The following is a 20479-nucleotide window of genomic DNA, read 5'->3' as shown; positions in this document are numbered from 1 at the left end:
GTTTCACATCAAATTCACAGATTGCTCAATACGCTATCCACTATCTTAGAAGGACTGATATGAAATCGTTACGATACTGGTTTGATAGTGATAGTAGCATCCGATATGCCGCAGCTGATGACAGGATTGATTGGTTTAGAATCATACCGTTTATCGTGTTACATCTAGCCTGTCTTGCTGTTTTTTGGGTGGGGATATCAGCTGTAGCCGTATACACAGCGGTGATTCTCTATCTTGTCAGAATGTTTGCTATTACCGCTTTCTATCATCGATATTTTGCTCACAAATCGTTTAAAACAAGCAGACCAGTGCAGTTTGTATTTGCAGTTATCGGTGCTGCCTCGACTCAACGAGGCCCAATCTGGTGGGCGGCACATCATCGCAACCATCACCGTCATGCGGATACCAATCAAGATCCTCATTCACCACGAGAGGGTTTTCTATGGAGCCATGTTGGGTGGTTTTTGACCAAACGCCACTTCCACGCTGATTATGGGCTTGTAAAGGATTTGTCTCGTTATCCAGAACTACGTTGGCTGGACAGATTTGATATAGCAATTCCATTGTTGCTGGCGCTGAGTTTGTTTGGTCTGGGTGAATGGTTAAGTTGGCTAAATCCGGGATTGAATACGAATGGCTGGCAAATGGTGGTTTGGGGATATTTTATTTCGACGGTCATCCTGCTACATGCAACATTACTGATTAACTCTCTCGCTCACAAATGGGGAAAGCGCCGCTACAACACTGGCGATGATAGCCGTAATAATTTTTTATTAGCACTTTTAACGCTGGGCGAAGGCTGGCATAACAACCATCACTATCATGCATCGTCGGCAAGACAAGGGTTTTACTGGTGGGAAGTGGATATCAGTTTTTACCTGCTTTGCTTGATGAATAAATTTGGCTTGATATGGGATATGAGAACGATACCAGTCAAAAAGCGCGACCACCGACTCAACAAGGTGAGCCAATGAATATTGCAATTGTTGGTGGCGGAATATCAGGTGTCACTGCCGCTTGGTATTTATCAAAGCAGCATAATGTCACCTTATTCGAGGCGAATGATTACATTGGTGGACATACCGATACCCATCAGATCCATATCGAAGGCACATCATGGTCAGTTGATACCGGTTTTATCGTCTTTAATGAATACAACTATCCAAACTTCAGCCAGCTACTAAGCGAACTCAAGGTAAGGGCCATCGATACTGAAATGAGTTTCAGTGTTGATCATGCTGATACTGGACTGCAGTACAATGCGACGAGTCTGAATACATTATTCTGCCAACGAAAAAATCTGATTAATCCTGCTTTTTATCGGATGATTGCCGACATTATCAAGTTCTATAAAGCATCACCGGATATTCTCAAGCAACCTAGTAACACACAAACTGTAGGAGAGTATCTTAAGAAGCATGGTTATAGTGATGTGTTCATTCACGATCACCTTATTCCCATGGCATGTGCATTATGGTCTGGTCCATCCGTTAGCTTGTTAGATATGCCAGTTCGTTATCTGGTGTCTTTTATGGCAAATCATAAAATGCTGTCGTTAATGAAAAGACCTCAGTGGCGTGTCGTCGAGGGTGGCTCCAATCAGTACATAAAACAATTTATTCATCACTTTAGTGGAAAGATTCATCAAAATTCTCCCGTCGAAAATATTCAACGCACGGATGATGGCGTTATCTTGTCTGTTAATGGTGAAAAGCAGATGTTTGATGCTGTCGTTTTGGCGTGTCACTCTGACCAGGCTTTATCACTTCTTGCTGACTCCAGCTATGATGAGGCAACGGTCTTAGGAAATATTGATTATCAGCGCAATCATATGCAGTTGCATACAGATGAATCTGTACTGCCAAGCAATAGAGCTGCATGGGCGAGCTGGAATGTTCATGTCAGCCCTGATCTGCAAGAGCAATGCACCGTTTCGTACCATATGAACACCTTGCAGAGATTAGATGCTCCGGTCGAGTTTATTGTTTCCTTGAACTCTGCCGCTCGTATCTCTCCTGATAAAGTGCTGGTAGAGCGACATTATTCACATCCGGTTTACACTGAAAAAACTTTAGCCGCGCAACAACGCTGGGCCGATATTTCCGGCCAACGGCATACGTATTTCTGTGGTGCTTACTGGGGCTGGGGCTTTCACGAGGATGGAGTAAAAAGTGCATTGAAAGTGGTTCAGCAGCTTAATGGCGAGGTGTTGTAAATGTTCTCTACTGCGTTGATGAAAGGTGAGGTGAACCACACGCGTTTTCAGCCTAAACGCCACCAGTTTCAATATCCGATTGCCATGTTAATGCTGGATGTCGATGAAATAGCGTCTGTTTTTGAGCGTCACCGTTGGTGGTCATTAGAACGCTTTAATCTGATTAGTTTTAAGCGTAAGGATTATTTAGGCCGACATAATGGTGATTTAAAAACGACGGTTGAGTCGCTGATTTTTAAACGGACGGGTGAGCAGTTTTCCGGCCAAGTTTATCTGTTAACCCATCCACGTTACTTAGGGTTTGTGTTTAATCCGGTCAGTTTTTATTTTTGTGTGAATCATCAGGGGCAACTTGAGTATGTCCTGGCGGATATCAACAACACACCTTGGGATGAACGCTATTGTTATGTATTAAAAGCGAAGCCGAGTAGTCAAGATCAATCTGTGATATCGACATTCGATAAACAGTTCCACATTTCACCTTTTATGCCCATGGATATTCAATATGAGTGGCGATTTTTCTGGCGTGAAGATGAGCTGAGTATCGATATGCATTTATTTCGCAATAATGAAAAACAATTCACTGCAGATATGATGCTAAAGCGCCAGCCTCTTGACCAACAAAGTATGTCTCGCTTACCACGGGATTACCCGTTACAAACATTCAAGATTATCTGGCGGATCTATTGGCATGCTTTGAAGTTGTGGATTCGAAGAGTGCCTTTCTATAGCCATCCGCAGAATTCATCTGATAACCGTACATACTCAGACAAACCAGCTTTGAAGGATAAATCATGACACCTCCCATTCATGCTACTCGACAAAGTGAATTAAGAATCAGCAAGTTTCATCGTCTTTGTATGACTCTGTTCTGCAAGCAATTGGATGGCTTCAAAGAAGGTTTTTTAGTCATCGAAATGGCTGATAGTCGTCTGGAATTTGGAGATCCAAAAGCCGAATTAAAAAGTCATATCTTTGTTCAACACCCACATTTTTTTGAAGCAGCTGTTCTGGGTGGTTCTGTTGGTGCAGCAGAATCTTATATGGATGGTGAATGGCAAACGGATGACTTAACACGATTAATACGATTGTTAGTCAGAAACCGCCATCTGGTAGATGGTATGGAAAAGGGCCTGGCCAGGCTGACTGGTGTTGTCATGCAAGGCGTGCATTGGTTAAGGAAAAATACGCGTGACGGCAGCCGTAAAAATATTGCTGCACATTATGATCTGGGTAACGACTTGTTTGAGTTGTTTTTGGATCGTGAACATATGATGTATTCATCTGGACTGTATTATGACTTTGCTGAAAGTTTAGAGCAGGCTCAAACTAACAAATTAGCCCGCTTATGTGACAAGTTAGACTTGCAACCAGATGACCACTTACTGGAGATTGGTACCGGGTGGGGTGGTTGTGCGGTGTTTGCAGCACTCCACTATGGCTGTCGGGTAACAACCACCACGATTTCTCAACAGCAATATGATTATGCTGTTCGTCGCGTTCAAGAATACAACCTGCAAGATAAAGTCACCGTGTTGCTGGAAGATTACCGTGATCTGGAAGGCCAATATGACAAGCTTGTCTCCATCGAAATGGTTGAGGCTGTGGGGCATCATTTTATTAATGAGTACTTTCAACGTTGCAGTGACTTGTTAAAAGCGAATGGCGTTGCGGTGATTCAGGCGATTACGCTGGAAGATCACCGTTATCGACAATCATTGAAATCAGTCGATTTTATTAAACGGTTTATTTTTCCAGGTAGTTTTATTCCCTGTGTCAGTGTTTTGGTCAATGCCGCTGCAAAAGCACAGATGAGATTAACTAATCTGGAAGACATTGGGCCGAGTTACGCGCAAACATTGCGGGTATGGCGTGAACGGTTCTTCGATAAGGAAGAGCAAGTTAAAGCGATGGGGTATGACGAGCGTTTTATAAGAATGTGGGAGTTTTACCTTTGTTACTGCGAAGGTGGCTTTATTGAACGCAGTATCAGTGATGTTCATTTACTGTTTAGTAAACAGGATACGCGACAGGCACAGTGGGTTCCACAACGTGGTTAATGTATTCAACTTTATTGCTTTCCAGCTAGTTTGGTTTATCAGTATTTTCTCAGCTGCTGCCAACAGTAGTCATTACGCATTACTAGCGACAGCGCTGTTTATCATTATCCAGCTAGCCCTGAGTCCATGGAAAAAAACAGATATCAAATTGATTCTGCTCGGGCTTTCCGCTGGGATGCTCTTAGACACTGTCTGGCTCAACTTGGATCTCATGAATTACATCGATAAAACGTTTATTCATGTTGCTCCCTGGTGGATAGGGTGTTTGTGGATCAACTTTATGTTGACCTTGAATCACTCATTAAGCTGGCTGCAACGGAAGCCTGTTTTATTGGCATTGTTGTGCATAGTCGCTGCTCCACTATCCTATTATGCTGGTAGCGAAGCCGGTGCAGTCAGTCTGAATACACCTTTTCTGGCACTAGCTGTGGTATCAATCAGCTGGGCTTTGTGGATTCCTTTGTTGATGCAGATTGCAAACCATTGGCGACATAAAGAGGAGACTGAACATGCTTGAACTAGGCCTGCTGATTGCGAGTATTACCATGCTGTTTGGCTGGATATATGAAGGAAGAACCAATAATGCTGGCGTGGTGGATGTTCTCTGGTCTGGATTGATGATGGGCTTGCCCATTCTGTATGCCACGCAGATGCAGGGTGATGTCGTGTTACGAGTAGCCAGTGCTGCATTAATGAGCTTTTGGTATCTACGTTTGTTTATTCACCTCAGTACACGAGTTTTTTCAGAACCGGAAGACGGGCGCTATCGTTATCTGCGTGAGTATTGGGGAGACAAAGCACATCGGAATCATTTTTTCTTTTTTCAATTTCAGGCTGTTTTAGCCTGGGGTTTTACCTTGCCGATTTGGTGGTTAGCTCAGGTAGAGACTTTTCAACTGGTATGGCTTGTTGTTGCATTAGCCCTCGCGTTTGGCGCTTGGGTCGGGGTCTACGTAGCGGATAAACAACTTGCCGAATTTAAAAAGAATCCCGCTAACAAAGGCAAAGTATGTGAGAAAGGGCTTTGGTTTTATTCTCGTCACCCGAATTACTTTTTTGAATGGTGTCACTGGTTTAGTTACCCCATCATGGCCATAGGCATTTCTGGTGGTGAGTGGCTATGGATAATGCCTGTTGTGATGTTTGCCTTTCTGTACTTCATCACAGGGATTCCTTACACCGAGCAACAAGCCATCCGAAGTCGTGGCGATGCGTACCGACAATATCAAAAAACAACCAGTGCATTTATTCCGTGGAGAAAGAAAGATGGGCATGATTGATTTGGCAGAAAAGAAGTGGTTTCCTGACAGCTTGATTCGAATTGGAATAAGGCAGTTACTGAAACAACGCCTAAAAGAGGAATACGCTTCAGAGCCAGATAAATTAACTCAACGTAAACAGCAATGCATTGAGCAACTAAAACAAAGTCCTATCGCCATAGAAACAGATGCTGCGAATGAGCAGCACTATGAAGTGCCTGCTGAGTTTTATAAAGAAGTACTAGGCAAGCACTTTAAATATAGTGGTTGTTACTGGACAAACAGTTGTTTGACCCTCGATGATGCAGAAGAAGCCATGCTGAGCATTTATCTGGAGAGGGCAGAGTTAGTCAATGGCCAACACATTCTTGAGTTGGGGTGTGGTTGGGGCTCTTTGACCTTATACATGGCAGAAAAACTGCCCTTTGCCAAGATAACAGCGGTGTCTAACTCACATTCACAACGCCAATATATCGAACAGCAATTATTAGATCGTGGTTTGAGTAATGTTCAGGTGATTACCTGTGATGTGAATGACTTAGAGCTGGAACAACAATTCGACCGTGTGGTGTCAGTTGAAATGTTTGAGCATATGCGTAATTACCAGCGTTTATTCGACAAGATTGGAGACTGGCTAAAGCTGCAAGGCAAGTTATTTGTGCACATTTTCTGTCACCGGGAAGTGGTGTATCCATTTGAAACTGAAGGTGAAGATAACTGGATGGGGCGCTATTTCTTTACGGGTGGTCTCATGCCTTCTGCCGATACTTTGCTGTACTTTCAATCACAATTATCCATACAGCAACACTGGTTAGTTAATGGTAGTCATTATCAGAAAACAGCAGAAGCCTGGCTGGAAAATACAGATAAAAATGAAGCGAATGTGCTACGTTTATTCCGAGATGTTTATGGCGACCAAGCGGAAACCTGGTTACAGCGCTGGCGTTTGTTTTTTATGGCGTGTGCAGAGTTGTTTGGATATGAAAATGGAAACCAGTGGCTTGTCGGACACTATTTATTCGAGAAAAGATGAGTAGTGAATGCTGAAAAATAAATCCACCCTCCAAGCCAAGTTAGTTAAAGTTTTTCTTATACAGGTTCTATTAATTAGTCTTGTCACTGTCGGTGGTATTTATGCTGCAAAAATCATGGTTGAAGATGTGCTGGTGCGCCAGGCATTAGAAGGTGAAGCTCAGCACTTTTGGGAAATGCGTGACAAAGATCCTGATTTTCCACCACCAGATACAATGAATTTAAAAACCTATCTGGTCACAGATGGGGACTACTCTTCCTTACCTAGAGAATTAGTGCCTCTGTCACCTGGTTATCAGCGAGCTGGATTAAATCAAGAAACCCCCATTCTCTACATAGAAGACAAAGGTAATAGCCGACTTTATCTGATTTTTGATGAAGTAAAAGTCTCCCGTCTGGCACTTTTATTTGGTATTTTGCCGCTCGCTGGCGTGTTAGTGGTGTTATATATCCTGGCCTGGATAGCGTACCGTCAATCGCATAAAGCGGTGTCGCCCATCGTGAAGTTAGCCAAGTCGGTGAGACAAGCCGAAATCAAAGATGGCAGTCTACCGGACTTGGATTTGCAAGAACTACGTGATATCCCCGACGATGAAGTATCAAGCTTAGTAGGCGCGTTGGATCAGTTTACCCAGCGTCTTGAGCTCTTTATTGATCGGGAGCGCCATTTCACACGAGATGCCAGTCACGAACTGAGAACCCCAATAGCTGTATTAAGAAGTGCCATGGAATTACTTGAGCGTCGTTACGATGTGGCTAATGATAAAACGATGCGCCGAGTTTATCGGACCTTATATGACATGGAAGCGTTGATTGAAACACTACTCATACTGGCGAGGGAAGAAAATGCCGTACTGCCGGTTCAGGATGTTGATATTAATGCGATGGCCCTGAAACAGTTGGACACACTGGAAACACTATTCCAAGACAAGTCGATAACCGTTGATATTGATGAACAAGCTAAATTAGTGGTTAAGGCACCCGAAGCGGTAGTGTCTATTTTGATGAGTAATTTGTTGCGTAATGCCTTTAATTACACACCTAAAGGCCATGTGATTATCAAAATTTGGCAGCAGGGCTTTTCTGTTGCTGATAGTGGTGTTGGTATGAGTGAGCAACAAGTAAAAAATGTGTTTGAACCTTTTTATCGCGGAGAACGTGATAATGATGAAAAGGGCTATGGTTTAGGAATGACCATTGTTAAACGTTTATGCAATCGCTACTTCTGGCATTTACGTATCACCAGTGAAATTGGAAAAGGGACAGAGGTGAGTGTCCATTTTCCTAAGTCACAGATTGAAAGCTAACTCTTATAAATCTTTCTCTTCACACAGCTTATATCCTACGCCAGGGATAGTGTGTAGCAGATGTTGCTGAAAAGGTTTATCAATCAGTTTTCTAAGATTGTATAAATGGCTACGTAGCGTATCGCTGTCAGGGGTATCTTCACCCCATATCTCTGTTTCCAGCTTTTCCCGTGTCACTAACTTTGGTGATTCACGCATAAGAATTTTCAAAATCTGTAGCATGATAGGTGAAAGGCGGACATTTTCACCAGCTCGTGTCACACGCATGGTCTTAGGATCAAAAATCATATCGGCAATTTGCAATGATTTTGTATCCATTTCTCCTCTATGGCGACGTATATGTGAGGTCAGTCTTGCCTCTAATTCTTTCATCTCAAAGGGCTTAATGAGGTAGTCATCTGCCCCATATTCAAAGCCGCTCAATTTGTCATTAAGTGTATCTCTGGCTGTGAGCATAACGATAGGCATATCAAGTTGTAGCTCACCGCGAATTCGTTCACAAACTTCAAATCCATCAATCCCCGGCATCATGACGTCTAACACAACAGCATCATAATGGTTCTGACTGCATAACTTTAATGCTGTCAATCCATCGGCAGCGAAGTCGACAGTCATGCCGCCTTCTTCTAAAAAGTCCCCTATATTTGCCGCCAGATCTTGATGATCTTCGACGATGAGAACGGTTGCTGGGTTGATCTTCATCTCTCGGTCCTTACTTTTTGATTGCCTGCAACGTAAGCATAACGTATTGCTGTATGGGCTTTGTGAAAAATTCATTATATTTTAAGGAATAATCTAAAAATATAATTGACTCATTAAATAACAATCATTATCATTAACATCAAACCTCAAGTGAGTACTGCAATGATTGTATGTATCTGTAACAATGTGAACTCAGACGCCATCAACGAAGCCATGGAGTCTGGTGCAAACACACTGCATCACATTCGTGAACAAACTGGCGCGTCTGCATGTTGTGGGAAGTGTCAGTTCAAAGTTAATCGTTTGCTAAATGAATTTGAACAAACGGATGTTATCCCCAGTGCATGTTCCGGAGAGGGCTAATATTCCCGCACGGTAAAAAGTATTTTAGTTAACTATAAGTCATTCTCATTATCACTCTCAGTTCAGTGTGTAACCATCATTTCCCTTCAATAACTGAGTATCTGTTTCTGTTCAATTAGCTAAGTTGATAAACATAAAGGTCTTTTTGTGTTTATCATTTCATTAGACATCTTTCATCGTCCAAGCAACCCTGCCGTATATATCCCAATCTAGATGATAATAATTCTGATTTTATTTTTAAAACAGTCGCTTAGCTTTGACTTTTGACTCAGACAAACGATAATCATGGCAACTTTACATGAAATTAAGGGGTTGTTTATGAAAGGCGATAAAAAAGTTATCGAATACCTAAATAAAGTATTAGGGAATGAGCTAATTGCTATCAATCAATATTTCCTTCACGCCAAAATGTATAAAGACTGGGGTTTGCACAACCTATACGAACATGAATATCATGAATCTATTGATGAAATGAAACATGCAGACAAATTAACAGAGCGAGTTTTATTCTTAGAAGGTTTGCCAAATTTACAAGATCTAGGTGCACTGCGTATTGGTGAAAATACAAAAGAAATGCTCGAAAGTGATTTAGCTCTCGAATTAGATGCCATCCCCGATTTACAAGAAGGCATTAAATATTGTGAATCTGTCGGGGACTATGTCACCCGTGACTTGTTTCAGGATATTTTAAACTCTGAAGAAGAGCATGTTGATTGGTTAGAAACGCAACTTGGCTTGATAGAAAAAATGGGCTTACAAAACTACCACCAAGCACAAATTGTAAAAGAAGCAGAATAAAAATCATGCTTCTGAGAGCCCGAACATGACGCGGTCTGTTCGGGCTTTTTTATGTCTGTACGTAATTACACGGCTTGTAATATATTGTCTAAATAAGTAATTTACAGATTAATCAAATTCTTTAATTTATTCAGGCTCACTCTCTGGAGGTAGGGAAAAGCATGGCTAGATTCGAGCAGTATGATAATCGTGATGACATCTATAATTCATCAACATCCAGTCAGGCTTCTTTGTCTCCGCCTGCAGTTTTACGTGAGCTAGCCAAACAGTGTGATGTTCGTTTTAACGGCAGCAATCCTTGGGATATTCAAGTTCACCATCGTGATGTTTACTCTCAGATTTTAACGAAAGGTTCATTAGGCTTCGGGGAAAGCTACATGGATGGTCTCTGGGACTGTGAGCGAATGGATGAGCTTTTTTATCGCATCATGCGCGCTAATATTGAAGAACACCTTGTGGGCGTGGGTAAGTTTGCTCTGATTCTTCAAAGTCTTAGACATCGCTTTTTTAATCTACAAACTGTAAAACGTGCCTATCAGGTGGGTGAACAACACTACGACATCGGTAATGATGTATTTGAGGCCATGCTCGACTCGACGATGAGTTACTCATGTGGTTTCTGGCAAAAAGCCGATACGCTGGAACAAGCTCAGCTGGATAAATTAGATCTGATCTGCAAAAAACTTCAACTCAAACCTGGCGAAAAGTTATTGGAAATTGGTTGTGGCTGGGGTGGTCTGGCACGGCATGCGGCTGAACATTATGGCGTTGAAGTATTGGGGATAACGATATCTCAAGAGCAACAAAAACTCGCTCAGCAACGCTGTAAAGGATTACCCGTAGAAATTCGTCTTACAGATTATCGTGATCTAGAGGGTGAGTTCGACAAAATAGTCTCGGTCGGCATGTTTGAACATGTGGGCGAAAAAAATTATCCGATCTATTTCGATACCGTGAATCGTTTATTAAAAAAAGAAGGTTTATTCCTTTTGCATACTATCGGTATATATAAAACCATTCATCGGGTTGACCCCTGGATTGATAAATATATTTTTAGAAATGGCAAGCTGCCATCAGCTGAGCAGATTGCTGATGTATTAAATAAACGCATGGTGATAGAAGATTGGCATAATTTTGGACAAGACTACGCGCTGACATTACTGGCATGGTGGGATAGGTTTGAGGCCGCCTGGCCAATACTGTCTGAAAAATATGACCAACGTTTCTACCGTATGTGGAAATATTATTTGATGAGTTGCGCTGGCTTTTTTAAATCACGACAAGGCCAACTTTGGCAAATAGTACTCACCAAACGTGATCGTACTGAAACCTATCGCTCAATCCGTTAGTTATTCATGTAGTAACACATTGAGCTGATCGACAACTTCTGCCCAGTCAGAATCTTCTGAGAGACATTCTTGGATGAACGCCCTCTGTGAGGCTGTCCAGAATTCCGCAGCCTCAATCGTTTTTTCTGGAGGCAGTTTATGCTCAACAATAAATTCATCCATCGCGGCCGGGCTATTATCCAACCCTAATTGGAGAAATAAGTTTTCTAAGGAATGAGAACTTGTATCCATAATGAATCCTCTTCGAGCAAAGTCTAATTTATTTCATATTAGTACAATAGAGGAGCCAATGCTTTCAAATTCATAACTAATTTTACTTATCCTTGTCATCTAAGCGTAAAATCAAAAAAAGAATAAATTAGTGTAAACTATTGTACACAACATAATATGGTGTGACTGATATGGAAAAAAGATTGTTTACTACTACTCAACTCGCTAAGTTACTCGGCGTGACAGCAAGAACAATCCAGCTATGGGCAAATCAAGGATTGATTAATGTTGTAAAAACACTGGGTGGCCACCGACGAATTTCTGAAGATGAAGTGATTCGTCTGGCAGAAAAACTAGGCAAACCGATCCCTCAAGAATTAGCAATACCCAGCAAATCAACACTGAACAGTCATGCTGAATTAACGGTGTTACTTGTTGATAAAGACAGCGAACTATTGAGGTTATACGAATCACAATTACTACAGTGGCAGGAAGGGCTGCCGACCAATATTCATGTGACAGACAATGGATTTGATGCCCTCATTTTGACAGGCCGCTATAAACCCAACCTCATCATTGTCGATTGGGAAATGGATGATATGAATGTGGCACATCTAGTCGATGCCATAAGTAAAAATAAAGAAACCAAGCACGCCAAAATCATTATCGTGACAACACAAGATAAATCAGCATTAGGCAAAGAAGTCACGCTACCTGCTAGCGCGATGATAGAAGAAAAACCGGTGTCTTTTGCTTTGATAAAAAGATTACTCGAAAAACAGACTGCCTAGGATGTAGAACAAAGCTTTTCAGATGGAAATGGGCTGAATTATTTGAAAGGGGAGAGAGGTGGTTACATCACTTAACGTTAAGTGATAAAAGTAGAGAATCGCCGAACTATAAAAAGCATGGGACCACACATCGCTGGGTAATAATTTTCTTCGATTCATAAAATAGTCATAATTCATTGCTATATTTTCTGAATCGCGGGTATCAGTTACACCTCTCTCTTACTCTCCTCGGCTTCAATTGTTGCTTTTGGATACCCGCTTTTTTTTCAATGGCAGATCCCCACTTACAACAAACATTACACCCCTGATGTCATCCAAGTGGGTGTTTGCCACCCATCATCAAGCCATACTGGGATTAATGCATACAAATAGCCTGGGAGTGCATATAGAGTGAAGTCGGGCTTGTGCTAATAGAGCCACTGAAAATAGATCAATTAGAGCCACAGAAAATAAATCAACAATTTACGTTCATTCTATAGGGAATGGTATATAGATATTTATAGGGATAGTTGATTGATGCAGAGAAGAGTTAGGTTGGTACCGAGGGCGAGAATCGAACTCGCACTTCCGAAGAAACCGGATTTTGAATCCGGCGCGTCTACCAGTTCCGCCACCCCGGCAACCTAAGCGCGAAATTATAACGTCTGCCCCTGAGTATTGGAAGGGTGATTTTCATTTGTTCTTAACTGAAAAATCTAACTAATTGATAGTAATAGCTAAAGCGAACGTTATTCTCGCTGGAGCTGGACGTCATAGATGATTTAAATGCTGTTTTGATAGACATTTTGCTATGATCGCGCCCATGAAAACGAGTGACTTCCAATTTGATTTGCCCGAAGAGCTAATCGCCCAATACCCCTCAGAGAACCGAACTGCCAGTCGATTATTGTTTCTGGAAGGGAATAGCGGTCAGCGCCAGGATCTCCAATTTACCGATCTTCTATCATTACTCAAGCCTGATGATTTGTTGGTTTTTAACAATACAAAAGTGATTCCCGCTCGCCTTTTTGGCGTCAAAGATAGTGGTGGTAAAGTTGAAGTGCTGATAGAGCGGGTGCTTGATGAAACTCGGGTACTGGCCCATATAAGAAGTAGCAAATCGCCAGCAGCTGGTCGTCATTTGCAACTTGAAGGTGTGCTTGATGCGGAAGTTCTCGGGCGGCATGATGCTTTATTTGAGTTGAAGTTTCACGATATTCATTCTGTGATAGATGCGCTTGATCAGTATGGACGATTACCATTACCCCCTTATATTGAAAGGGAAGTGGATAAAGCGGATTTAGATCGTTATCAGACGGTTTATGCCAGGAATGTTGGAGCCGTGGCTGCACCTACAGCGGGTCTACATTTTGATGAAGCCTTATTGAATAAAATTCGTGAAGCAGGAATTGAAACAGCTGAGCTTACGTTACATGTTGGCGCTGGTACATTTCAGCCGGTCAGAGTAGATGATGTGCGTTCTCATCAGATGCATAAAGAAGTCATTGACGTCAGTGATAAAGTGGCAGAACAAGTAAAAGCAACCAGAGCACGTGGTGGACGAGTTATCGCTGTCGGCACTACCAGTGTCAGAGCGTTAGAGTCAGCATCCATCAACGGTGAGATTACTGCTTATCAAGGAGAAACGGATATTTTCATCTATCCGGGTTATCAATTTAGAAGCGTAGATGCCATGGTAACGAATTTTCACCTTTCTGAATCCACACTGTTAATGCTGGTCTCAGCCTTTGCAGGTAAAAAACACATTCTGGAGGCATACCAACATGCCATCCAACAGCGTTACCGGTTTTTTAGTTACGGTGATGCCATGTTTATAACAAGGAATACTAATGAAGTCGCTGGATAATGTTCGTTTTGTGCTTGTCGGTACAACGCATCCCGGTAATATCGGTGCGGCAGCCAGGGCAATGAAAACGATGGGGATCACAAATCTACATCTTGTCTCGCCTAAAATTTACCCAAGTGCTGAAGCAACAACACGTGCATCCGGTGCGGATGATGTCTTACACCGTGCGGTGGTACATGATAGTCTCGATGATGCATTGGCAGGCTGTCACTATGCTTTTGCGATGAGTGCCCGTTTACGTCACTTGCATATGCCAGTAATGAACCCGCGTGAAGCAGTGACGCAACTTGAAAAGTTCGATGATGATACACATATAGCTATTGTGTTTGGTCGTGAACATTCTGGCTTATCCAATGATGAAATCGATCGATGTCAGTATTTAGTCAATATTCCTGCTAATCCAGATTATAGTTCTCTAAACCTGGCTGCGGCAGTCCAGGTCGTCGCTTATGAACTCAGAATGAGTTTCCAGCCTAATATTGATTTTGGTCGTATTGGTGAAGAGCGTGAGGCGATAACTTCAGAAGATTTAGCTCATTTATATGATCATTTTGAACGTTCGTTGACGACCATCGGTTTTCTGGATCCTGAAAACCCACGTAACCTGTTACGACGTATACGCCGACTATTTAACAGAGCGGATATGGATCGAAACGAATTACAGATTATGCATGGTATTTTGCGTGCAGCAGAAACCAAAGCGAGGAAAGAATGACAGAAAAAATAAGCCGTTGGGAACGCATCAAAGAAGATATTTCTTGTGTCTTTGATCGCGATCCGGCAGCACGGAATGTATTTGAAATTGTCACCACTTATCCCGGCGTACATGCGCTGCAGTTTCACCGTCTAAGTCATTGGTTGTGGCGTTCAAACTGGAAATGGCTCGCCAAGTTCATTTCTTCCATTTCACGTTGGTTTACCGGTATTGAAATTCACCCCGGCGCTAAGATTGGCCGCCGTTTTTTTATTGATCACGGTATGGGGGTCGTCATTGGTGAGACCGCAGAAATCGGCGATGATGTGACGCTTTATCATGGTGTCACCTTGGGTGGCACATCTTGGAAAGAGGGGAAACGCCATCCTACGCTTGGAAATAATATTGTTGTTGGTGCCGGTGCAAAAGTACTTGGTCCCATTACGCTTCATGATGGTGCCCGTATAGGTTCCAATGCCGTTGTTGTTAAGGATGTCGCCTCAGGTGATACCGTTGTGGGCGTGCCGGGCAGGGTAGTGAAAACCAACTTGAGTGAAGACGAAAAACAACGTCAGAAACTAGCACAGTCGGTTGGTTTTGATGCCTACGGTACCTCAAGTAAAACCATGGATCCGGTGGCTTCGGCCATTCATGGACTGATTCAGCATGTTCACGCTATGGATAAGCGCGTTGATGTGATGTGCAAAACTATCCACCGTCTGGGGGGGGAATTACCTGACGTTGAAATGCCGGATTTAGAAGGGTGTGATATCTACAAGGACAACGAAGAGAATAAAAGTTGACTAAAATAGTCAGGCATGTAAACTTTAGACGATTAAGTTTATTCTGGATTTGTAAGAATGCGTTTAACCACTAAAGGTCGCTATGCTGTGACCGCCATGCTTGACCTCAGTCTGAACTATGGCGTAGGCGCAATAACTCTGGCAGATATTTCAGAAAGACAAGGTATTTCTCTCTCTTATCTGGAGCAGTTATTCGCACGGTTGAGAAAGCAAGGTCTTGTGAGCAGCTCTCGTGGTCCCGGGGGCGGATATCGTTTAAGTCGTGCAGCAGATACCATAACGGTGTTAGATGTCATATCGGCAGTTGACGAGAAGGTCGATAGCACACAATGCGAAGGTCGACAAAATTGTCACGGTCATGAGCAGTGTTTAAGCCATGAGCTTTGGCAAAGCTTAAGTGATCAGATTCGTGTATATCTTGATGGCATCACTCTGGCACAAGTCGTGTCTAACTTTGAAAAGAGTAGAAACGGCGAAAAAGTTATCGCATTTGATATGCTCTAGTTTGCTCTTTGCCCCAAACTTTCGACTTATCACTTTTACAGATCTAAATGAGTGAATCTAATTAAGACGCCTTTGATATTCTTCAATCAGAATCAAACGTTCTCAATTATTTATGGTCTTAATCACTGAATGTTACAGGTGAAAATATGATTACATTGACTGAATCTGCCATTAATCGTGTCAGAGATATGATGACAAAACGTGCATCGGGTGTCGGCTTAAGAATTGGCGTCGTCAAAAGTGGCTGTTCAGGTTATAGCTATGCGCTTGACTATGCAGATGAAGTGGCCGCTGACGATGTGGTGGTTGAGCATGGTGATGTCAAAGTGGTTATTAACGAAGACGCTATGCCAATTCTCGATGGTATGGAACTCGACTTTGTTCGCGAAGGCTTGAATCAGAGTTTTAAATTCCGAAATCCTAATGTGGTTTCTGAATGTGGCTGTGGTGAGAGCTTCAGTGTCACTAAATAAACGAAACACTATTTCTCAAAAGTGCCCGCTCAATGCGGGCATTCTTGTTTTTAGCTCTCTGAATTAAAAACGGTGAGCCAGCTCTAAGACTATGTAAAACAGACATGACAAAACTAAGTAATCTTGAATTTGATGCCGCCCACATCTGGCACCCTTATACCAGCGTGTCAAACCCACCGTTATTACATGAGGTGACATCAGCAAAAGGCGTTAGATTAACTCTGGCTGATGGTCGTGAAGTGGTTGATGGTATGTCATCTTGGTGGTCAGCTATTCATGGTTATAATCACCCAAAGCTTAATGAGGCTGCACATCAGCAGATTGATACGATGTCGCATGTCATGTTTGGCGGTTTAACGCATGAACCAGCAGTCAATCTTGCCAGAAAGCTGGTAGAGATAACCGATGACAGTTTGCAGTATGTATTTTTAGCCGATTCAGGTTCAGTCTCTGTTGAAGTGGCTATTAAGATGGCTATTCAATACTGGTTTGCTCAGAATAAACCTGAAAAACATCGCTTGCTCACATTCAGAAATGGTTATCACGGCGATACGTTTGGCGCAATGTCAGTCTGTGATCCTGTTAATGGCATGCATAAGATGTTTGAAAAAGTGCTGCCGACGCATTTATTTGCTGCTGCACCTGAGTGTCGAGATGATGCTGATTGGCTGGACAGCTATATCGAAGATTTCAAACATTTGGTGGAAAAACATCACCACGAATTAGCTGCTGTCATCGTCGAGCCTTTGGTTCAAGGGGCCGGCGGTATGCGCATCTATTGCACTGAGTACCTTCGTCAAATACGCGCCTTATGTGACGAATATCATATCCTATTGATTTTTGATGAAATTGCCACTGGTTTTGGGCGAACCGGATCACTGTTTGCTTACGAGCAGGCTGGCATCGTGCCAGATATTATTTGCATGGGTAAAGCCCTTACCGGTGGGTATATGACGCTGGCAGCGGTGATGTGTAATCAGCAGGTGGCTGATGGTATTGCTGCAGATGGTTCGGGTGTATTGATGCATGGTCCCACTTTTATGGCGAATCCACTGGCTTGTCGCGTGGCAGCTGCCAGTATTGATTTGTTACTGGAGAGTGACTGGCAAACGCAGGTATCCACCATTGAAAATAGTTTGAATACCGAGCTGACTAAATATCGTGATCATGAATTAGTTAAGGATGTCAGGGTAAAAGGGGCCATTGGTGTCGTTGAGCTAAAGAAACCACTTGATGATGCGATGGACTGGTTACCAGGCTTTATTGTCGAGCAGGGTGTGTGGATCAGGCCGTTCAGAACCATGATTTATATCATGCCACCTTACATTATTGATACTGCTGACCTTCAATTGTTGTGCGATGCGATTGGTCATATATTAAACGCGTTGAATTCTACTGAGCGCTAGTTTCATGTCTCGCTGAATAATCCCGTTTATTTTAATAAGAATAATCCTGAGATGAATCAAGCAAGACCCTGATGTGACATTTTGTCAGTTTAGATAGTCTATACCTACGTTGTTTTCCCTAGAAATAACGTCTTAAATTAAGAGGAATTGATTATGTGGACTAAACCAGAATACTCAGATATGCGTTTCGGCTTCGAAGTAACCATGTATATTTGCAATCGTTAAGATTGATAAATAATAATAAAAAAGCCCTTGGAGTTTGACTTCAAGGGCTTTTTTTATTTTTCCGATTGGTTAATCGTTTTTATCAATCATACTAATAGAATTAAGTCGTTGTACCTATTTATGTGCCTCGACTACAATGCGAACTGTCACTTACGACACTAATGCAAAATTTAAGGAGCAAATAATGTCTACACTGATTAATACAGAAATCAAACCGTTTAAGGCGAATGCTTATCACAATGGCGAATTCATCGAAGTTTCAAGCGATGATCTGAAAGGCAAATGGTCTGTTTTCGTTTTTTACCCAGCTGACTTCACTTTCGTTTGTCCAACAGAACTAGGTGATGTTGCAGACCACTATGCTCAACTGCAAGAAATGGGTGTTGAAGTTTACTCAGTATCAACTGATACACACTTCACTCACAAAGCATGGCACGATGCATCAGAAACCATCCAAAAAATTAAGTTCCCAATGATTGGTGATCCAACTGGTGTTATCAGCCGCAACTTTGAAGTGATGATTGAAGAAGAAGGTCTGGCACTTCGCGGTACATTTATCGTTAACCCAGAAGGTGTGATTAAAGCCGCTGAAATTAACGATCTGGGTATTGGTCGTAACGCTAAAGACTTAGTTCGCCGTGTGCAAGCAGCACAATATGTTGCAACACATGATGGTGAAGTCTGCCCTGCTTCTTGGCAGCCAGGTGAAGAGACTCTGTCTCCATCATTAGACTTGGTTGGCAAAATCTAATCAGGCTATATCGACCTGTCCGGGCAAATGCCCGGGCAGTGTCACTAAAATTATTTTTGATTAAGGTAAATTATTATGTTGGATGCAAATATCGCCGGACAACTGAAAGGTTATCTGCAAAACATCAAACGCCCAATTGAATTGATTGCGGCTCTAGATGACAGTGCTAAAGCGACTGAAATGCGCGATTTATTGCAAGAAATCGCTGATATGTCAGGTGACATCACCTTTACTGATGATGCTGACAGCGATTCACGTAAGCCGTCATTTCAGATCAAACAGCCCGATGGACAAGAAAAAATTCGTTTTGCCGGTATTCCCATGGGGCACGAATTTACATCGCTGGTGTTGGCTCTGCTACATGTCGGTGGGCATCCAACCAAACTCGATCAGGAAGTGATCGACCAGATTAAAGGGCTGGAAGGGGAATACCATTTTGAAACGTATATCTCACTTTCATGCCAAAACTGCCCGGAAGTCGTTCAGGCATTAAACGTAATGGCCGTTCATAATCCGAATATTTCGCATACCATGATCGATGGTGCGTTATATCAGGAAGAGGTGGACCAGCGAAAAATCATGGCGGTACCAACGGTCTACCTGAATGGTGAGAATTTTGGCTCAGGCCGTATGAGCCTGCCTGAAATCATCGCCAAACTGGATACAGGTGCAGTGAAGCGTGAAGCTGAAAAAATCAGCGCAAAAGAAGATTTTGATGTGTTGATTATTGGTGGTGGTCCAGCGGGTGCTTCTGCCTCTATCTATGCCTCACGCAAAGGTATTCGTACCGGTATTGTGGCTGAACGCTTTGGTGGTCAGGTCATGGATACCATGGCGATTGAAAACTTTATTTCTGTCAAAGAAACAGAAGGACCAAAATTGGTTGCTGCATTAGAAGAACACGTCAAACAATATGAGGTAGACGTGATGAATCTTCAACGTGCAAGCAGTCTGAAAAAGAATGGCAAGATGATCGATGTTGAACTGGAGAGTGGTGCAACGCTTTCAAGTAAGACGGTGATTCTCGCTACCGGTGCTCGCTGGCGTGAGCTGGGTGTGCCAGGTGAAAAAGAATACCGTGGTCATGGCGTCGCTTATTGCCCTCACTGTGATGGGCCCTTATTTAAAGGTAAACCTGTTGCGGTCATTGGTGGCGGTAACTCGGGTGTTGAAGCTGCGATTGATTTGGCGGGTATTGTCGGTCATGTGACATTGATTGAATTTAACGGTGAGTTACGTGCCGATGCGGTGTTACAGAAAAAACTGTTCTCTTTGGATAATGTTAAGGTCATCACGGGTGCCCAAACAACTGAAATCACAGGAGATGATGGCAAAGTCAATGGGCTGATTTACATGGACAGAGCCACTGAACAACAGCACACGGTTGAATTGAATGCTGTGTTTGTTCAGATTGGTCTGTTGCCAAACACCGATTGGTTAAAAGGCACTATCGAACTGAGTAAATTTGGTGAGATAGAAATCGATAATCATGGCCAAACATCTTTGCCGGGTGTGTTTGCCGCAGGTGATGTCACTACTATCCCATATAAACAAATTATTATGGCAATGGGAGATGGCGCTCGTGCAGCACTGGGAGCCTTTGACTATCTGATTCGTAATGATTTTGATGGTAAAAGTGAAGCGGCTTAACCCCTCACACCTTTATTATTAACTGAATGAAGACCTACTGA

23 protein-coding genes and 1 tRNA gene are annotated in these 20479 nt (G+C 42.6%); 21 read left to right on the top strand and 3 right to left on the bottom strand.

Annotation, left to right across the window (positions count from 1 at the left end):
* The first annotated feature begins 59 nt into the window (after positions 1 to 59).
* From B3014_RS13380 to B3014_RS13345, 8 genes are read left to right on the top strand one after another with little or no spacing between them, the layout of a single operon-like run.
* On the top strand, positions 60 to 974 hold the full coding sequence (locus B3014_RS13380; RefSeq protein ID WP_289244971.1) for an acyl-CoA desaturase: 915 nt from the start codon (positions 60 to 62) through the stop codon (positions 972 to 974).
* Entirely contained in the window at positions 971 to 2215 is a 1245-nt protein-coding gene (locus B3014_RS13375; RefSeq protein ID WP_286305069.1) for an NAD(P)/FAD-dependent oxidoreductase, read from the top strand. Before B3014_RS13380 ends, B3014_RS13375 begins: the two co-directional genes overlap by 4 nt.
* Positions 2216 to 3013 carry a DUF1365 domain-containing protein gene (locus B3014_RS13370; RefSeq protein WP_286305068.1) on the top strand — a complete coding sequence of 266 codons (798 nt, stop codon included), beginning with the start codon at positions 2216 to 2218 and terminating at the stop codon, positions 3011 to 3013. It begins immediately after the preceding gene.
* Entirely contained in the window at positions 3010 to 4275 is a 1266-nt protein-coding gene (locus B3014_RS13365; protein ID WP_289244970.1) for an SAM-dependent methyltransferase, read from the top strand. The genes B3014_RS13370 and B3014_RS13365 overlap by 4 nt, the downstream gene beginning before the upstream one ends.
* Complete coding sequence (locus tag B3014_RS13360; protein WP_289244969.1) at positions 4268 to 4792, top strand: DUF2878 domain-containing protein; 525 nt, start codon at positions 4268 to 4270, stop codon at positions 4790 to 4792. Before B3014_RS13365 ends, B3014_RS13360 begins: the two co-directional genes overlap by 8 nt.
* Positions 4785 to 5555 carry a DUF1295 domain-containing protein gene (locus tag B3014_RS13355; RefSeq protein WP_289244968.1) on the top strand — a complete coding sequence of 257 codons (771 nt, stop codon included), beginning with the start codon at positions 4785 to 4787 and terminating at the stop codon, positions 5553 to 5555. Before B3014_RS13360 ends, B3014_RS13355 begins: the two co-directional genes overlap by 8 nt.
* Entirely contained in the window at positions 5485 to 6567 is a 1083-nt protein-coding gene (locus tag B3014_RS13350; protein WP_289244967.1) for an SAM-dependent methyltransferase, read from the top strand. Before B3014_RS13355 ends, B3014_RS13350 begins: the two co-directional genes overlap by 71 nt.
* 7 nt (positions 6568 to 6574) lie before the next feature.
* The gene (locus B3014_RS13345; protein WP_289244966.1) at positions 6575 to 7873 is read left to right on the top strand and encodes a sensor histidine kinase; all 1299 of its coding nucleotides are present in this window, start codon (positions 6575 to 6577) and stop codon (positions 7871 to 7873) included.
* Between the two features lie 3 nt (positions 7874 to 7876).
* Here B3014_RS13345 and B3014_RS13340 read toward each other — a convergent pair whose 3' ends face one another.
* Complete coding sequence (locus tag B3014_RS13340; protein ID WP_289244965.1) at positions 7877 to 8575, bottom strand: response regulator transcription factor; 699 nt, start codon at positions 8573 to 8575, stop codon at positions 7877 to 7879.
* Positions 8576 to 8737: 162 nt separating this feature from the next.
* Between B3014_RS13340 and B3014_RS13335 the strand changes: the two genes are divergently transcribed.
* The 3 genes from B3014_RS13335 to cfa all read left to right on the top strand — a co-directional run bounded on the left by B3014_RS13335 (position 8738) and on the right by cfa (position 11085).
* Positions 8738 to 8938, top strand: a complete 201-nt coding sequence (locus tag B3014_RS13335; RefSeq protein WP_289244964.1) for a (2Fe-2S)-binding protein — start codon at positions 8738 to 8740, stop codon at positions 8936 to 8938.
* A gap of 318 nt (positions 8939 to 9256) precedes the next feature.
* Positions 9257 to 9736 (top strand): bacterioferritin, encoded by a 480-nt coding sequence (bfr, locus tag B3014_RS13330; protein ID WP_286305060.1) that lies wholly within the window; start codon positions 9257 to 9259, stop codon positions 9734 to 9736.
* 161 nt (positions 9737 to 9897) lie between these two features.
* Positions 9898 to 11085 carry a cyclopropane fatty acyl phospholipid synthase gene (gene cfa / locus B3014_RS13325; protein WP_289244963.1) on the top strand — a complete coding sequence of 396 codons (1188 nt, stop codon included), beginning with the start codon at positions 9898 to 9900 and terminating at the stop codon, positions 11083 to 11085.
* On the opposite strand, the gene B3014_RS13320 is transcribed toward cfa, so the two are convergent.
* Complete coding sequence (locus B3014_RS13320; RefSeq protein WP_289244962.1) at positions 11086 to 11316, bottom strand: DUF2789 domain-containing protein; 231 nt, start codon at positions 11314 to 11316, stop codon at positions 11086 to 11088.
* 170 nt (positions 11317 to 11486) lie between these two features.
* Between B3014_RS13320 and B3014_RS13315 the strand changes: the two genes are divergently transcribed.
* On the top strand, positions 11487 to 12086 hold the full coding sequence (locus B3014_RS13315) for a helix-turn-helix domain-containing protein (protein ID WP_286305057.1): 600 nt from the start codon (positions 11487 to 11489) through the stop codon (positions 12084 to 12086).
* A 535-nt stretch (positions 12087 to 12621) separates the two neighbouring features.
* Here B3014_RS13315 and B3014_RS13310 read toward each other — a convergent pair.
* Positions 12622 to 12706 (bottom strand) — tRNA-Leu (locus tag B3014_RS13310).
* Positions 12707 to 12888: 182 nt separating this feature from the next.
* Between B3014_RS13310 and queA the strand changes: the two genes are divergently transcribed.
* The 9 genes from queA (at position 12889) to ahpF (ending at position 20438) form a co-directional block, all read left to right on the top strand.
* On the top strand, positions 12889 to 13932 hold the full coding sequence (queA, locus tag B3014_RS13305; RefSeq protein ID WP_289244961.1) for a tRNA preQ1(34) S-adenosylmethionine ribosyltransferase-isomerase QueA: 1044 nt from the start codon (positions 12889 to 12891) through the stop codon (positions 13930 to 13932).
* Positions 13916 to 14647 carry an RNA methyltransferase gene (locus B3014_RS13300; protein ID WP_289244960.1) on the top strand — a complete coding sequence of 244 codons (732 nt, stop codon included), beginning with the start codon at positions 13916 to 13918 and terminating at the stop codon, positions 14645 to 14647. Before queA ends, B3014_RS13300 begins: the two co-directional genes overlap by 17 nt.
* Positions 14644 to 15429 carry a serine O-acetyltransferase gene (gene cysE / locus B3014_RS13295; protein ID WP_289244959.1) on the top strand — a complete coding sequence of 262 codons (786 nt, stop codon included), beginning with the start codon at positions 14644 to 14646 and terminating at the stop codon, positions 15427 to 15429. The genes B3014_RS13300 and cysE overlap by 4 nt, the downstream gene beginning before the upstream one ends.
* A gap of 57 nt (positions 15430 to 15486) precedes the next feature.
* Positions 15487 to 15933: an Rrf2 family transcriptional regulator gene (locus B3014_RS13290; RefSeq protein ID WP_289244958.1), complete on the top strand. Its 447-nt coding sequence runs from the start codon at positions 15487 to 15489 to the stop codon at positions 15931 to 15933.
* 146 nt (positions 15934 to 16079) lie between these two features.
* Positions 16080 to 16406 (top strand): HesB/IscA family protein, encoded by a 327-nt coding sequence (locus tag B3014_RS13285; RefSeq protein ID WP_286305053.1) that lies wholly within the window; start codon positions 16080 to 16082, stop codon positions 16404 to 16406.
* Between the two features lie 104 nt (positions 16407 to 16510).
* Positions 16511 to 17812 (top strand): adenosylmethionine--8-amino-7-oxononanoate transaminase, encoded by a 1302-nt coding sequence (gene bioA, locus B3014_RS13280; RefSeq protein ID WP_289244957.1) that lies wholly within the window; start codon positions 16511 to 16513, stop codon positions 17810 to 17812.
* Positions 17813 to 17965: 153 nt separating this feature from the next.
* The gene (pqqA, locus tag B3014_RS13275; protein WP_081443609.1) at positions 17966 to 18037 is read left to right on the top strand and encodes a pyrroloquinoline quinone precursor peptide PqqA; all 72 of its coding nucleotides are present in this window, start codon (positions 17966 to 17968) and stop codon (positions 18035 to 18037) included.
* A 184-nt stretch (positions 18038 to 18221) separates the two neighbouring features.
* Complete coding sequence (gene ahpC / locus B3014_RS13270) at positions 18222 to 18788, top strand: alkyl hydroperoxide reductase subunit C (protein ID WP_286305051.1); 567 nt, start codon at positions 18222 to 18224, stop codon at positions 18786 to 18788.
* 75 nt (positions 18789 to 18863) lie between these two features.
* On the top strand, positions 18864 to 20438 hold the full coding sequence (gene ahpF / locus B3014_RS13265; protein ID WP_289244956.1) for an alkyl hydroperoxide reductase subunit F: 1575 nt from the start codon (positions 18864 to 18866) through the stop codon (positions 20436 to 20438).
* Positions 20439 to 20479 lie beyond the last annotated feature (41 nt).

The sequence above is a fragment of the Methylophaga sp. UBA678 genome (assembly GCF_002299105.1).
In the GTDB taxonomy this organism is placed as follows: Bacteria; Pseudomonadota; Gammaproteobacteria; order Nitrosococcales; family Methylophagaceae; genus Methylophaga; species Methylophaga marina.
The sequence above is the reverse complement of the archived record's forward strand: the minus strand, read 5'-3'. Positions and strand labels throughout refer to the sequence as shown.